Below are 14,123 nucleotides of genomic sequence, written 5' to 3' on the forward strand. Positions count from 1 at the left end.
TCATTCGGCATGCGGATGAAAAGACGCTGTCGGTCATTTCCAACGAGATGAAGGATCTCGCGAGCCGTGCCCGTAGCCGCAAGCTGAAGCCGGAGGAATATCAGGGCGGCACCACGGCGGTGTCCAACCTCGGCATGTTCGGCATCAAGGACTTTGCCGCGGTCATCAACCCGCCGCACGCGACGATCCTGGCGGTCGGCGCCGGCGAGGAGCGGGCGGTGGTCAAGAACGGCGAGGTCAAGATCGCCACCGTGATGTCGGTGACGCTGTCGACCGACCATCGTGCGGTTGACGGAGCGCTGGGGGCCGAACTCTTGGTCGCCTTCAAGAAGTTGATCGAGAACCCGATGGGCATGCTGGTCTAGGAAAGGGAAGGGCTGTGCGAATATTCTTCACCAGCCTTTTCGCTTTTTTCATTTCCGGGTTGGCTGGCGGTCTGATCGCGCAATGGTTGGCTGTCGCCACAGTCGCCGAGGAAGAATACATCCTCGTTTTCATGTTCTCGGTGCTGGTGACCTTGGTCGTCACCTTCGTCTTCTTCGTGGCGCAATTGACGAATGATCCGGTCGCGGTCGTGGCGAGGGCGGGCAAATCGACGCTGATTGTTTTTGTGGTGCTGCTCGTCCTCTTGGTCGCGCTGATCCTCTACAGCGACGGCAGCGCCGCGTTGGTCAGGAAAGACATGCCGATAGTTGCCGGTCTCGGTCTGCCGGGCTTGGTGACGATCATCATCCATTGGTTGTTCGTGCGCTGGCGCGTGAAGCGCGGCGTGGCCGACATAAAGGCGGGTTGAACGGATGAAGACGGTTCTTTGTTACGGTGACTCGCTGACTTGGGGCTACAATGCCGAAGGCGGGCGTCATGCGCTGCCGGATCGCTGGCCAAGCGTGCTGCAGGCCGGCCTCGGCGAAGGCGTTCAGGTCATCGCCGACGGCCTCAATGGCCGCACCACCGCCTTCGACGATCATCTGGCCGGAGCTGACCGCAACGGCGCGCGGCTGCTGCCGACGGTGCTGACGACGCATGCGCCGATCGACCTGATCGTCATCATGCTCGGTGCCAATGACATGAAACCATGGATCCATGGCAACCCGGTTGCCGCCAAGCAAGGCATCCAGCGGTTGATCGACATCGTGCGTGGCCACGACTATCCGTTCGACTGGCCGGCGCCGCAGATCCTGATCGTTTCGCCTCCTCTTATCAGCCGCACGGAGAATGCCGATTTCAAGGAGATGTTCGCCGGTGGCGACGACGCCTCGAAGCAGCTTGCACCGCAATACGCAGCACTCGCCGACGAAGTCGGTTGCGGCTTCTTCGACGCTGGCACGGTGGCGCAAACAACACCTCTCGATGGCGTCCACCTCGACGCCGAAAACACGCGAAACATCGGCAAGGCGCTGACACCAGTCGTGCGCGTCATGCTGGAATTGTGATTGAAGGAGAAAACCGTGGCTGAGAACTACGACGTCATCATCATCGGCTCCGGTCCCGGCGGCTATGTCACCGCGGTCCGTTCCGCCCAGCTCGGCTTCAAGACGGCGATCGTCGAGCGCGAACATCTCGGCGGCATCTGCCTCAACTGGGGCTGCATTCCAACCAAGGCGCTGCTGCGGTCGGCCGAGATCATGCACTATTCGGATCACCTGAAGGATTATGGCCTGAAGCTCGACGGCAAGGTCAGCGCCGACACCGCGGCCGTGGTCGATCGGTCGCGGAAAGTGTCGCTCAGGCTCAATGGCGGCGTCGCGTTCCTGATGAAGAAGAACAAGGTCGATGTCATCTGGGGCGAGGCCAAGCTCTCGAAGCCCGGTGAGATCGTTGTTTCCAAGACGGCCAAGAAGCCGATGGAACCGCAGCCGCCGGTGCCGAAAGGCGTCAAGGGCGAGGGCACCTACACGGCCAAGCACATCATCCTGGCGACCGGCGCCCGGCCGCGCGCGCTGCCCGGCATCGAGCCGGATGGCAAGCTGATCTGGACGTACTTTGAAGCCATGGTGCCGAAGGAGATGCCGAAGTCGCTGCTGGTGATGGGTTCGGGCGCCATTGGCATCGAATTCGCCTCCTTCTACCGCACCATGGGCGCCGAGGTGACGGTGGTCGAACTGCTGCCGGCGGTCATGCCGGTCGAGGACGCCGAAGTCTCGAAATTCGCGCAAAAGCAGTTCGAGAAGCAAGGCATGAAGATCATCCTCGAGGCCAAGGTGACCAAGGTCGAGAAGGGGGCGAACTCCGTCACCGCGCATGTCGAGATGAAGGACGGCAAGGTCGAGAAGATATCAGCCGATCGCATGATTTCGGCCGTCGGCGTCCAGGGCAATATCGAGAATCTCGGCCTTGAGGCACTCGGCGTCAAGACCGAGCGCGGCTGCGTCGTCATCGACGGTTATGGCAAGACCAATGTGCCCGGCATCTACGCCATCGGCGATGTCGCCGGTCCCCCGATGCTTGCCCACAAGGCCGAGCATGAGGGCGTCGTGTGTATCGAAAAGATCGCCAATTTTCCCGGTGTTCACGCGACCGACAAGCTCAAGATTCCCGGCTGCACCTATTGCAACCCGCAGGTTGCCTCGGTTGGCCTGACGGAAGCGAAAGCAAAGGCCGAAGGCCGGGATATTCGCGTCGGCCGCTTCCAGTTCGCCGCCAACGGCAAGGCCATCGCGCTTGGCGAGGACCAGGGCTTCATCAAGACCATCTTCGACAAGAAGACCGGTCAGTTGCTCGGCGCGCATATGGTCGGCGCCGAAGTCACCGAATTGATCCAGGGCTTTGTCGTGGCGATGAACCTTGAAACGACCGAGGAAGAGCTGATGCACACGATCTTCCCGCATCCGACGCTGTCGGAGATGATGAAGGAAAGCGTGCTCGACGCCTATGGTCGCGCCTTGAACGCATGATAGATTCGCCGCAGGAGACTCAGCTTCGAAGGCCGCGAGATCGCGACGGCGAGGCAGTTCGTTTCCGGATGCATTTTTACGCGCGCAAGGAGAAGGCATATGCACCTGAACGGCGTGGGCTGGATCGCAGCCATCATCATCGGCGGCCTGGCAGGCTGGCTCGCCGAAATGGTCATGAAGAGCAACACCGGCATATTCATGAACATTATCATGGGCATCGTTGGCGCGGTGGTGCTGAATGCCATCCTACAGGCGCTCAACATCGGCGTGTTCGGCGTCGGCTGGACCGCCTATCTGATCACCGGCTTCATCGGTGCCTGCCTGCTGATCTGGGTCGGTCGCCTGGTGCGCCGCTAGTCGATATCCTTCCCGGCTATGCGAAAACGGTTGTGGCGGCATGCGCCTCCGCAGCCTTTTTCTTTGTGTTGAAAAGTCCTAGATGACGTAAACGTGACGATCGCCGACGGGCGGTCGCGAGAAAAGCCAGGGTTCAGATGGTCACTGTCCTCGACACGATCGCCAACGCGCCGCGGCTGCGGCATCCCGAGAAAGCGCACAAGCCCGACCAGGAGGTGTTGCGCAAGCCGGACTGGATCCGCGTCAAGGCGCCGGTATCGAAAGGCTATGCCGAGACACGCGAGATCGTCAAATCCCACAAGCTGGTGACCGTATGCGAAGAGGCCGGTTGCCCGAACATCGGTGAGTGCTGGGAAAAGAAGCACGCCACCTTCATGATCATGGGCGAGATCTGCACGCGCGCCTGCGCCTTCTGCAATGTCGCCACTGGCATTCCGACCGCGCTCGATCCGGAGGAGCCGGCCCGCGTCGCGCATGCCGTCAAGCAGATGGGCCTTACCCATGTCGTCATCACCTCGGTCGACCGCGACGATCTCGCCGATGGCGGCGCGCAGCACTTCGCCGATGTCATCCGTGCGATCCGGGCGGCAACGCCTCTGACGACGATCGAAATCCTGACGCCGGATTTCCTACGTAAGGACGGGGCGCTGGAGATCGTCGTGGCGGCCAGGCCCGACGTCTTCAACCATAATCTCGAAACCGTGCCGTCGAACTATCTGAAGGTCCGGCCAGGCGCCCGTTATTTCCACTCGATCCGGCTGCTGCAGCGGGTCAAGGAACTCGATCCCTCGATCTTCACCAAGTCCGGCATCATGGTGGGACTGGGTGAGGAGCGCAACGAAATCCTGCAGTTGATGGATGATCTGCGTTCGGCCAATGTCGACTTCATGACCATCGGCCAGTATCTGCAGCCGTCGAAGAAGCACCACCCGGTGATCCGCTTCGTCACGCCGGAGGAATTCAAGTCCTTCGAGACGATCGGCAAGACCAAGGGTTTCCTGCTGGTGGCGTCGAGCCCGCTGACGCGCTCGTCGCATCACGCCGGCGACGATTTCGCCAGGCTGCGCGCGGCGCGCGAAGCACAGCTCGCGAAATCGCTCTGATGCGTCTTCGACGCGACGCCCTCTAGAGCCGGGTTCATGCCGAAATTCGCAGCCACCCGCCGCGTTGCTCACACGCCGCAGCAGATGTTCGCGCTGGTCGCCGACATCGAAACCTATCCGCAATTCCTGCCGCTTTGCGAGGCGCTGACGGTCCGCTCGCGCAAGGAACGGGATGGGCGCACCATCCTCGTCGCCGACATGAGCATCGGCTACAAGGCGATCCGTGAGACCTTCACGACCCAGGTGCTGCTGAAGCCCGACGAAAACGCCATCGATGTGAAGTACATCGATGGCCCGTTCAAATATCTGAGCAATGTCTGGCGTTTCGAGCCAGACGGCGCCGGCTGTGCCGTGCGCTTCTTCATCGACTATGAATTCAAGAGCCGCATCCTGGGTGCGCTGATGGGCACGATGTTCGACCGTGCCTTCCGCATGTTCGCAGAGGCTTTCGAAAAACGCGCCGATGTCATCTACGGCAAGACACCGGCGGCCTGACTCTCGCCAAGCGCCCGCAAGCCAAGCTTGAGCGCATGGTTGACCGTTTCCCGGCGGATGAAGTCGCGACCATTGTCGGCAAACAGCTTTCGTTCAGCCGTCACGGGTTGGCCGTTCACGGCGACGCCGAACCAGACCAGCCCGACCGGCTTTTCCGCAGAACCGCCACCCGGACCGGCAATGCCGGTGACGGCCAGGGTGAGGCCGGCGCGCGACCGGGCAAGCGCACCGGCTGCCATCTCGGTCGCCGTCTCGCGGGAAACCGCGCCATGCGTGTCGAGCGTGGTGGCACGAACGCCGAGCATGTCCATCTTGGCTTCATTGGAATAGGTGATGAAGCCGCGATCGACCACGGCGGAGGAGCCGGCAATGTCGGTCAGCGCGGCAATGATCATGCCGCCGGTGCAGCTTTCCGCCGTCGCCAGCATGATGCCGCGCTCGCGGCAGGCCTCAAACAGGGCGATTGCCAGTTCGCTGTTGGTCATTCCGGAACCTCGCCGGGAAACACCACGCTGGCGGTGGCGATCGCCGCTATGCCTTCCTCGCGGCCGACAAAGCCGAGCTTCTCGTTGGTCGTCGCCTTGACCGAGATGCGGTCGGCGGAAATGCCCAGCATCTGCGAAAGGACTGACGTCATCGCCTCACGGTGCGGGCCGACGCGCGGTGCCTCGCAGATCAGCGTGATATCGGCATTGGCGATGCGCCCGCCGCGCTCGCGCACAAGCCTTGCCGCATGTTCGACGAATATTCGCGACGCGGCGCCTTTCCACTGCGCATCCGACGGAGGAAAGTGCGTGCCGATGTCGCCGGCGCCGCACGTCGCCAGCAGCGCGTCGGTCAGGGCGTGCAGGCCGACATCGGCGTCGGAATGGCCCGACAATTTCCTGTCATGCGGGATGGCCACGCCGCAGAGCGTGACGTGATCGCCGGGCTCGAAGGCATGGACGTCGTAGCCGTTGCCGGTCCGGATGTCGGGGAAGTGCATCCGTTCGCTGGAAAGCCGCTGGTGTGCCATGGCGATGTCCCGTGCCCAGGTGAGTTTGACATTGTCCGGCGAGCCGGGAACGAGCTTTACCGGCATTTGCATCCATTCGGCGATCGATGCGTCGTCGGTAAAGTCGGTCTTGCCTCTGTTGTAGGCTTCCTCATGCATGGTCATGATCGCGAGGAAGGGAAAGCCTTGCGGCGTTTGCGCCGCGTGCAGCCCGCTCCTGGGGACTGTTTCGCCGACGGTGCCGGTGGCCGATTCGCGTTTCAGCGTGTCGGCGACGGGCAGGGCGGGAAGCGCGCCCTCGCGTTCGCCGATCGCCGCGATGGTGCGGTCGATCAGATCCATGTCGACAAAGGGGCGCGCGGCGTCGTGAATGAGGACCTTGTCGGGCGCGTAGCTTCTCAGCGCCTGCAGCCCGAGCCGAACCGAATCCTGCCGGGTCGCGCCTCCGGCGATTGCCGTCACCCGATCGGCATCGGTGCCCACGGCTTGCCGAAAAAGCTCGCGGTCCTCCGCATGAATGGCCACGACGATCCGGCCGATGAGCGGGTGCGCGAGAAAAATATCGATGACGCGCGCGATGACGGCGCGCCCGCCAATTCGTTGATATTGCTTCGGGCCATCGGTCTGTCCGGCGCGCGCGCCGCGACCGGCCGCGACGATAACCACCGCGACTTTACCACCCGGATCCGAAGCCTGATTTTCAGTTGCGCCAATCATCCAAGTCTGGTCCTAGTCGCGGCCAAGGCCGAAGGCCAGCATTTTCCCAATTGCGCCTCAATGTGGCGTCATTCCGCGTTGCACATTTCTCTCGATCTGGCTAGAGAATGTGCAACGAATGGACATGCTTGGTTTTTGTGCATGGTTAACTTGATCAGATTGGCCGCGCCTCTCGACGTCGGCGGCGTGAGAATCCGCAACCGCGTCTTCCTCGCGCCGATGTCCGGGATTACGGACGAGGCGTTCAGGCAGCGCGCCCATTCGCACGGCGCCGGCCTGGTCGTGTCCGAAATGGTTGCCAGCGGCGAACTCGCCAAGGGCAGGGCTGGCTGCGACCTGCGCATACGTCATTCCGGCCTGCCCGTCCATATGGTTCAGCTTGCCGGCCGAGAGGCGATGCATATGGCCGAAGGCGCTCGAATCGCCGCCGGCGAGGGCGCCGACATCATCGACATCAACATGGGCTGCCCGGCCAAGAAGGTCACCGGCGGCTATGCCGGCTCGGCATTGATGCTGGACCTCGACCACGCGCTCTCGCTGATCGAGGCCGTGGTCGGCGCCGTCAAGGTGCCGGTGACGGTCAAAATGCGGCTCGGCTGGGACGAGGCGGCACTCAACGCTCCCGTCCTTGCGCGCCGCGCCGAGCAGGCGGGCGTCAGGATGGTCACGGTCCATGGCCGCACACGCTGCCAGTTCTACCAGGGCAAGGCGGACTGGCGTGCCATCGCTCGCGTCAAGGAGGCCGTTTCCATCCCGGTCGTCGCCAATGGCGATGTCTGCTCCCCGGCTGAAGCCTCGGTCATTCTCGAACAGTCCGGCGCCGACGCCGTGATGGTCGGCCGCGCCCACTATGGCGCGCCGTGGGTCGCCGGCAGCATCGCTACGGCCGCCGCTGGGACATTTTCGCCCGGCGTTCCCGAGACCCGCCAGGCGCTCTCCGACTATATCATTGCTCATTACCAGGACATGCTGGCGCTTTACGGCATCGAGAGCGGCCTGCGCCAGGCGCGCAAGCATCTGGGCTGGTATCTCGATCGACATGCCAGGGGTGTCGCTGGCGACAGTAGAAAAGCGATAATGACCGCGTTCGAACCCGCTCGCGTCATTGCCTTGCTGCGCGATGTGTTTTCGCGCGATCCGCAAACCATGAACCTGCGGAGCGCCGCATGACCGCCACTGCTGGCCAAGGCACCGAAATAGCGGATGCCGCCCAGATCGTGCTGAATACGATCCGTCGCCCGGTGATCATGATCAGCGAGGAAGGGTTCATCATCTTCGCCAACGCCGATGCCGAGGATTTCTTTCGCTCCAGCGCGACCATGCTGGCGCGCAACACCTTGTCCAAACTCATACCTTTCGGCAGCCCGTTGCTGACGCTGGTCGACCAGGTGCGCGAGCGCCGCGCGCCCGTCAACGAATATCGGGTCGACGTCTCGTCACCGCGCCTCGGCATCGAAAAGGTCGTCGATCTCTACGTCGCGCCGGTGCCGGAATTTCCGGGCTCCGTCGTGGTCATGTTCCAGGAGCGGTCGATGGCCGACAAGATCGACCGGCAGATGACGCATCGGGGCGCGGCGCGCTCGGTGACCGGCCTGGCGGCGATGCTGGCGCATGAGATCAAGAACCCGCTGTCCGGTATCAGGGGGGCGGCCCAGCTGCTCGAACTGTCCGCCTCCGATGAGGATCGCGCGCTGACGCGGCTGATCACCGACGAGACGGACCGCATCGTGTCGCTGGTCGATCGAATGGAGGTGTTTTCCGACGAGCGGCCGATCGATCGCTATCCCGTCAACATCCACGTCGTGCTCGATCACGTGAAAGCAATCGCAAAGAACGGTTTCGCGAAGAAAATCAAGATATTGGAGGACTATGATCCATCATTGCCTCCAGTGTTCGCCAATCGCGATCAACTGATCCAGGTGTTCCTCAACCTGGTCAAGAACGCCGCCGAGGCGATCGGTAGCGATCCCCAGGGCGAGATCGTGCTGTCCACCGCCTTCCGGCCCGGCATTCGCGTTTCGGTTCCCGGCACGCAGGACCGCGTATCGCTGCCGCTGGAGTTCTGCGTGCGCGACAATGGTTCGGGCGTCTCGGAAGACATCCTCCCGATCCTGTTCGATCCCTTCATCACCACCAAGCCGAACGGCTCGGGGCTGGGGCTGGCGCTGGTCGCCAAGATCGTCGGTGAACATGGCGGCATCATCGAGTGCGATTCGACGCCGCGCGCAACGACGTTCCGGGTGCTGATGCCGGCCTGGAAGGAAACGGCGCTAGGCGCCGATCAAGACGGCGAAGGAGATCGCAAATGACCGTTCGCGGCAACATTCTCGTCGCCGATGACGATGCGGCGATCCGCACCGTGCTCAATCAGGCCCTGTCGCGTGTCGGTCACGAGGTGCGCGTCACCTCCAACGCCTCGACCCTGTGGCGCTGGGTGGCGGCTGGCGAGGGTGATCTCGTCATCACCGACGTCGTGATGCCGGACGAGAACGCCTTCGACATGCTGCCGCGCATCAAGAAGGCGCGGCCGGAACTGCCTGTCATCGTCATGAGCGCCCAGAACACCTTCATGACGGCGATCCGCGCTTCCGAAACCGGTGCCTACGAATATCTGCCGAAGCCTTTCGACCTGACCGAACTCCTCAACATCGTCAACCGCGCGCTGTCCGAGCCCCGGCGCCCCAAGATCGATGCGCGGCAGGAAGAGCAGCCCGAAACGATGCCGCTGGTCGGCCGTTCGGCGGCCATGCAGGACATCTACCGCATGCTGGCGCGCATGATGCAGACCGACCTGACGGTGATGATCTCGGGCGAATCGGGCACCGGCAAGGAACTGGTGGCGCGCGCGCTGCATGAATATGGACGCCGTCGTGGCGGTCCATTCGTTGCCATCAACATGGCGGCGATCCCGCGCGATCTGATCGAATCGGAATTGTTCGGCCACGAGAAGGGCGCCTTCACCGGCGCGCAGAACCGCTCGACCGGCCGCTTCGAGCAGGCAGAGGGCGGCACGCTGTTCCTCGACGAGATCGGCGACATGCCGATGGAGGCGCAGACGCGCCTGCTGCGCGTCCTGCAGCAGGGCGAGTACACGACGGTCGGCGGCCGCACGCCGATCAAGACCGATGTGCGCATCGTTGCCGCCACCAACAAGGACCTGCGCACGCTGATCAACCAGGGCCTCTTCCGCGAGGACCTCTTCTACCGTCTCAACGTCGTGCCGCTCAGGTTGCCGGCGCTGCGCGAACGCTCCGAGGATGTGCCCGACCTGGTGCGCCATTTCTTCAAGCTTGGCGAGATGGAGGGGCTGCAGACCAAGCGCATCTCTTCCGGCGGCATCGAGCTGATGAAGCGCTATCCCTGGCCAGGCAATGTGCGCGAGCTGGAAAACCTCGTTCGCAGGCTCGCCGCGCTTTATTCGCAGGACGAGATCTCCGCCGAGATCATCGAGGCGGAACTCAAGACAGGCGAGCGCCCGGTGGTACCGGGCGCCGGCAACCTCATTCCCGACGATCTTTCCATCGGCCAGGCGGTGGAGCACTTCCTGCAGCGCTATTTCGCCTCCTTTGCAGGCGAATTGCCGCCCGCCGGTCTCTACGAGCGCATTCTGTCCGAGGTCGAATATCCCTTGGTGCTGGCTTCGATGACGGCAACCCGCGGCAACCAGATCAAGGCCGCGGAGCTTTTGGGCCTCAACCGCAATACCCTGCGCAAGAAGATTCGCGAGTTGGGCGTCAACGTCTACAAGTCCTCCCGCCAGACCTGAGCCCGCGCCAAGCACACGATCTTTTCAGGGGACCGAACGGGGAAAGAGTCCCGCTGCTGTCACACTTGTTGCATAATCGCCACAATGCATTGCATAGATCCGACGCAATCACTGGCTCTAGACGGCGACATGGCTCCGCAGGCACCTGTACTCAACAAACCGCTTTTCAGCGAACCTGGCGCGCGCGACGGGCGCCGGCTGCTGGCGCTGCCCGGCGTGGTGGCGGTCGTCGGTGCCCTGGTCATGGCGGCTATCTCGTTCGCCATCCTGGTCGGAGCGACGCCGATTGCGCCTGACGCCAAGACGACCTGGGCGCTGATCGCGCTCAACGCCGCCTTCGTGCTCGTTCTCATCGCGTTGGTCGGGCGGGAGGTGCATCGCATCGTCATGGCGCGCCGCCATGGCAAGGCGGCTTCTCGGCTGCATGTGCGCATCGTTGCCATGTTCGCGCTGGTTGCCGCCATTCCCGCCATCATGGTGGCGATCATCGCCTCGATAACGCTCGATATCGGCCTTGATCGCTGGTTCGAGATTCGCACCAAGACGATCGTCAATTCTTCACTGTCGATCGCCGACGCCTATGTGCAGGAGAACGCCCGCAATCTGCAGGGCACGACGCTGTCGATGGCCTATGATCTCGATTCGTCCCGCACGCTCTACGGCCTCGATCGCACCGGCTTTCTCGACCTCATGAACAAGGAAGCCGTGGGCCGCTCGCTGGCGCATGCCGCGCTGATCAAGCCCGACGGCTCCTTCGTCATGAGCGCCAAGACCGATGCCGATTTCGCCATGCCGGAACCGCCGGAAGGAGCGGTTGCCACCGCCACAGACGGCAAGCCGGTGCTGATCGAGCCGCGCACGCGCAACATCATGGGCGCCATCGTCAAGCTGCGGGAGATCGAGGGCCTCTATCTCTACACTATCCGACTTGTCGACCCCGAGGTGATCAAGGCGCGGCAGATCGTCAGGTCCAACACCGACGAGTATCGCAATCTCGAGGATAACAGGCGCACCTCGCAAGTGGCATTTGCGCTGCCCTATTTGTCACTCACCTTGATCATCATCCTGTCGGCGATCTGGACCGGCATCGCTGTTGCCGACCGGCTGGTGCGGCCAATCCGTCAGCTGATCGGCGCTGCCGACGAAGTCGCGACCGGCAATCTCGACGTTGCGGTGCCGGTGCGGCCATCCGATGGCGATGTCGCCTCGCTTGGCGATACGTTCAACAAGATGCTGCTGGAGCTCAAATCACAGCGCAACGAGATTCTGTCGGCGAAGGACCTGATCGACGAGAGGCGGCGTTTTTCCGAAGCCGTGCTTGCCGGTGTCACCGCCGGCGTCATTGGCGTCGACCCTTACGGCATCATCACCATCGTCAACCGTTCTGCCGAATCGATGCTGGCCATTTCCGCCAGCGCGGCGCTCGGGCAAAACCTTTCCGCGGTCCTGCCGCATGTCGGCCGTGTCTTCGAGATCGGCCGCAAGTCCGGCAAACCTGTCTATCGCGAGCAGGTGACTTTCTATCGAGCCGGCGCCGAGCGGACCTTTAACGTGCAGGTCACCATCGAGGCAGGCGATGACGGCTCGGAGGAAAAATCCTATGTCGTGACGGTGGACGACATCACCGATCTGGTTCAGGCCCAGCGTTCGTCCGCCTGGGCAGATGTGGCGCGGCGCATCGCCCACGAGATCAAGAACCCGCTGACCCCGATCCAGCTTTCCGCCGAGCGTATCAAGCGCCGCTACGGCAAGGTCATCACCGAAGACCGCGAAGTTTTCGACCAGTGTACCGACACCATCATCCGGCAGGTGGAGGACATCGGCCGCATGGTCGACGAGTTCTCGGCCTTCGCGCGCATGCCAAAGCCCGAGATGAAAGCCATCGACCTGCGCGAATCGCTGCGCGAGGCCTCTTTCCTGGTCGAAGTCAGCCGTGCCGACATCACCTTCGAGCGGATATTCGGCAACGAACCGCTCAAGGGCACTTTCGACAGCCGGTTGATGGCTCAGGCCTTCGGCAATGTGATCAAGAATGCCGCCGAGGCGATCGACGGGCTGGAACAGAAGGACGGTTCGCACGGCATAATCCGGATTCAAGCCGGCCGCCAGAATGGCGCGATTCGCATCGACGTCATCGACAATGGCAAAGGCCTGCCGCGCGAGAATCGCCAACGCTTGTTGGAGCCCTATATGACCACACGTGAAAAGGGCACTGGGCTTGGTCTCGCTATCGTCAAGAAGATCGTGGAGGACCATGGCGGCAGGCTGGAACTCCATGACGCGCCCGCGGATTTCCATGGCGGGCGCGGCGCGATGATCAGCATCGTCCTGCCGCCCGCGACCGGCGCGCCGCCGCGCGGCGAAAGCAGGGCGGACCACGAAAGAGAAACTGAAAAGGTCGGTAATGGCGTCTGATATTCTCATCGTCGATGACGAGGAAGACATCCGTGAACTCGTCGCGGGCATCCTGAGTGACGAGGGTCATGAAACCCGTACGGCATTCGATGCCGACAGCGCCCTGGCGGCCATCGCCGATCGAGCGCCGAGGCTGATCTTCCTGGACATCTGGCTGCAGGGTTCGCGCCTGGACGGGTTGGCGTTGCTCGACGAGATCAAGACCATGCACCCCAACCTGCCCGTGGTGATGATTTCAGGCCATGGCAACATCGAAACGGCGGTTTCCGCCATCCGTCGCGGCGCTTATGACTTCATCGAGAAGCCGTTCAAGGCCGACAGGCTGATCCTCATTGCCGAACGCGCGCTCGAGACCTCGAAATTGCGCCGCGAGGTTTCCGACCTCAAGCTGCGCAGCGGCGAGACCTTCGACCTGATCGGCATGTCGTCGGCGATGAGCCAGTTGCGCCAGACCATCGAGCGCGTCGCGCCGACCAACAGCCGCGTGATGATCGTTGGCCCCTCCGGTTCGGGCAAGGAACTGGCGGCGCGCGCCATCCATACGCTGTCGACCCGCAAGGGCGGGCCGTTCGTGACGCTGAGCGCCGCCAACATCACGCCCGAGCGCATGGAGATCGAATTGTTCGGCACCGAATCGAACGGGGTCGAGCGCAAGGTGGGAGCGTTGGAGGAGGCCCATCGCGGCATTCTCTACATCGACGAAGTGGCCGACATGCCACGCGAGACGCAGAACAAGATCTTGCGCGTGCTGGTCGAACAGCAGTTCGAGCGGGTGGGCGGCACGAAGCGGGTCAAGGTCGATGTCCGCATCATTTCCTCGACCTCGCAGAACCTGGAGGCAATGATCGCCGACGGGCGTTTCCGCGAGGATCTTTACCACCGGCTCGCCGTGGTTCCGGTCATGGTGCCGGGGCTGGCCGAGCGGCGCGAGGACATCCCCTATCTCGTCGACAATTTCATGAAGCAGATCGCCCGCCAGGCCGGCATCAAGCCGCGCCGTATCGGCGATGACGCGCTGGCCGTGCTGCAGGCGCACAACTGGCCGGGCAACGTGCGCCAGCTGCGCAACAATGTCGAGCGGCTGATGATCCTGGCGCGCGGCGAGGACGTCGACGCGCCGATCACCGCCGATCTGCTGCCGTCCGAAATCGGCGATGTCATGCCGCGCACGCCGAACCAGTCGGACCAGCACATCATGGCGCTGCCGCTGCGCGAGGCGCGCGAACAGTTCGAAAAGGACTATCTGATAGCCCAGATCAACCGTTTCGGTGGCAACATTTCGAAGACGGCCGAGTTCATCGGCATGGAGCGTTCCGCCTTGCATCGCAAGCTGAAGTCGCTGGGCGTCTGACGCGGCGTCCATCAGCCGCGCCTGGGCCAAG

General features: G+C 62.9%; 14 protein-coding genes. 12 read left to right on the forward strand and 2 right to left on the reverse strand.

Annotation, left to right across the window (positions count from 1 at the left end):
* The 7 genes from EN808_RS31620 to EN808_RS31650 all read left to right on the forward strand — a co-directional run.
* Positions 1 to 365 (forward strand): 2-oxo acid dehydrogenase subunit E2 (locus EN808_RS31620; RefSeq protein WP_189524217.1); only part of this gene is annotated, 365 nt, incomplete at its 5' end.
* Positions 366 to 379: 14 nt separating this feature from the next.
* The gene (locus EN808_RS31625) at positions 380 to 793 is read left to right on the forward strand and encodes a hypothetical protein (RefSeq protein ID WP_127872365.1); all 414 of its coding nucleotides are present in this window, start codon (positions 380 to 382) and stop codon (positions 791 to 793) included.
* 4 nt (positions 794 to 797) lie between these two features.
* The gene (locus EN808_RS31630; protein WP_127872366.1) at positions 798 to 1,433 is read left to right on the forward strand and encodes an SGNH/GDSL hydrolase family protein; all 636 of its coding nucleotides are present in this window, start codon (positions 798 to 800) and stop codon (positions 1,431 to 1,433) included.
* Positions 1,434 to 1,448: 15 nt separating this feature from the next.
* A complete protein-coding gene (gene lpdA, locus EN808_RS31635; protein ID WP_135917926.1) occupies positions 1,449 to 2,894 on the forward strand; it encodes a dihydrolipoyl dehydrogenase in 1,446 nt (481 codons plus the stop codon).
* A gap of 99 nt (positions 2,895 to 2,993) precedes the next feature.
* Complete coding sequence (locus tag EN808_RS31640) at positions 2,994 to 3,251, forward strand: GlsB/YeaQ/YmgE family stress response membrane protein (RefSeq protein ID WP_027142753.1); 258 nt, start codon at positions 2,994 to 2,996, stop codon at positions 3,249 to 3,251.
* A 137-nt stretch (positions 3,252 to 3,388) separates the two neighbouring features.
* The gene (gene lipA, locus EN808_RS31645; RefSeq protein ID WP_135917927.1) at positions 3,389 to 4,354 is read left to right on the forward strand and encodes a lipoyl synthase; all 966 of its coding nucleotides are present in this window, start codon (positions 3,389 to 3,391) and stop codon (positions 4,352 to 4,354) included.
* Positions 4,355 to 4,390: 36 nt separating this feature from the next.
* A complete protein-coding gene (locus tag EN808_RS31650; RefSeq protein WP_135917928.1) occupies positions 4,391 to 4,849 on the forward strand; it encodes a type II toxin-antitoxin system RatA family toxin in 459 nt (152 codons plus the stop codon).
* On the opposite strand, the gene EN808_RS31655 is transcribed toward EN808_RS31650, so the two are convergent.
* Positions 4,825 to 5,334, reverse strand: a complete 510-nt coding sequence (locus tag EN808_RS31655; RefSeq protein ID WP_135917929.1) for a CinA family protein — start codon at positions 5,332 to 5,334, stop codon at positions 4,825 to 4,827. The two genes, EN808_RS31650 and EN808_RS31655, sit on opposite strands and share 25 nt — an antisense overlap.
* Positions 5,331 to 6,560 carry a bifunctional 2-C-methyl-D-erythritol 4-phosphate cytidylyltransferase/2-C-methyl-D-erythritol 2,4-cyclodiphosphate synthase gene (locus EN808_RS31660; protein WP_127872372.1) on the reverse strand — a complete coding sequence of 410 codons (1,230 nt, stop codon included), beginning with the start codon at positions 6,558 to 6,560 and terminating at the stop codon, positions 5,331 to 5,333. Before EN808_RS31660 ends, EN808_RS31655 begins: the two co-directional genes overlap by 4 nt.
* Positions 6,561 to 6,701: 141 nt before the next feature.
* Here EN808_RS31660 and dusB point away from each other — a divergent pair, with 141 nt between their 5' ends.
* From dusB to EN808_RS31685, 5 genes are all read left to right on the forward strand, one after another.
* The gene (gene dusB, locus EN808_RS31665) at positions 6,702 to 7,730 is read left to right on the forward strand and encodes a tRNA dihydrouridine synthase DusB (protein ID WP_135917930.1); all 1,029 of its coding nucleotides are present in this window, start codon (positions 6,702 to 6,704) and stop codon (positions 7,728 to 7,730) included.
* A complete protein-coding gene (locus tag EN808_RS31670) occupies positions 7,727 to 8,869 on the forward strand; it encodes a nitrogen regulation protein NR(II) (RefSeq protein WP_135917931.1) in 1,143 nt (380 codons plus the stop codon). The genes dusB and EN808_RS31670 overlap by 4 nt, the downstream gene beginning before the upstream one ends.
* Positions 8,866 to 10,326, forward strand: coding sequence for a nitrogen regulation protein NR(I) (ntrC, locus tag EN808_RS31675; RefSeq protein WP_027142746.1), 1,461 nt, complete (start codon positions 8,866 to 8,868; stop codon positions 10,324 to 10,326). The genes EN808_RS31670 and ntrC overlap by 4 nt, the downstream gene beginning before the upstream one ends.
* Before the next feature lie 129 nt (positions 10,327 to 10,455).
* Entirely contained in the window at positions 10,456 to 12,741 is a 2,286-nt protein-coding gene (locus EN808_RS31680; RefSeq protein WP_167531435.1) for a PAS domain-containing sensor histidine kinase, read from the forward strand.
* Positions 12,731 to 14,092: a sigma-54 dependent transcriptional regulator gene (locus tag EN808_RS31685; protein WP_015317919.1), complete on the forward strand. Its 1,362-nt coding sequence runs from the start codon at positions 12,731 to 12,733 to the stop codon at positions 14,090 to 14,092. The genes EN808_RS31680 and EN808_RS31685 overlap by 11 nt, the downstream gene beginning before the upstream one ends.
* Positions 14,093 to 14,123: the final 31 nt, after the last annotated feature.

It is taken from the genome of Mesorhizobium sp. M8A.F.Ca.ET.165.01.1.1 (assembly GCF_004792065.1).
Classification (GTDB): Bacteria; Pseudomonadota; Alphaproteobacteria; order Rhizobiales; family Rhizobiaceae; genus Mesorhizobium.

What these genes read in the sequence shown, in the direction of transcription:
- EN808_RS31640 (WP_027142753.1), top strand. Translation starts at nt 2,994, where the DNA reads ATGCACCTGAACGGCGTGGGCTGGATCGCAGCCATCATCATCGGCGGC.
- EN808_RS31680 (WP_167531435.1), top strand. Translation starts at nt 10,456, where the DNA reads ATGGCTCCGCAGGCACCTGTACTCAACAAACCGCTTTTCAGCGAACCT.
- EN808_RS31655 (WP_135917929.1), bottom strand. Translation starts at nt 5,334, where the DNA reads ATGACCAACAGCGAACTGGCAATCGCCCTGTTTGAGGCCTGCCGCGAG.
- EN808_RS31670 (WP_135917931.1), top strand. Translation starts at nt 7,727, where the DNA reads ATGACCGCCACTGCTGGCCAAGGCACCGAAATAGCGGATGCCGCCCAG.
- EN808_RS31685 (WP_015317919.1), top strand. Translation starts at nt 12,731, where the DNA reads ATGGCGTCTGATATTCTCATCGTCGATGACGAGGAAGACATCCGTGAA.
- EN808_RS31630 (WP_127872366.1), top strand. Translation starts at nt 798, where the DNA reads ATGAAGACGGTTCTTTGTTACGGTGACTCGCTGACTTGGGGCTACAAT.
- EN808_RS31650 (WP_135917928.1), top strand. Translation starts at nt 4,391, where the DNA reads ATGCCGAAATTCGCAGCCACCCGCCGCGTTGCTCACACGCCGCAGCAG.
- EN808_RS31660 (WP_127872372.1), bottom strand. Translation starts at nt 6,560, where the DNA reads ATGATTGGCGCAACTGAAAATCAGGCTTCGGATCCGGGTGGTAAAGTC.
- dusB (WP_135917930.1), top strand. Translation starts at nt 6,702, where the DNA reads ATGGTTAACTTGATCAGATTGGCCGCGCCTCTCGACGTCGGCGGCGTG.
- ntrC (WP_027142746.1), top strand. Translation starts at nt 8,866, where the DNA reads ATGACCGTTCGCGGCAACATTCTCGTCGCCGATGACGATGCGGCGATC.
- lipA (WP_135917927.1), top strand. Translation starts at nt 3,389, where the DNA reads ATGGTCACTGTCCTCGACACGATCGCCAACGCGCCGCGGCTGCGGCAT.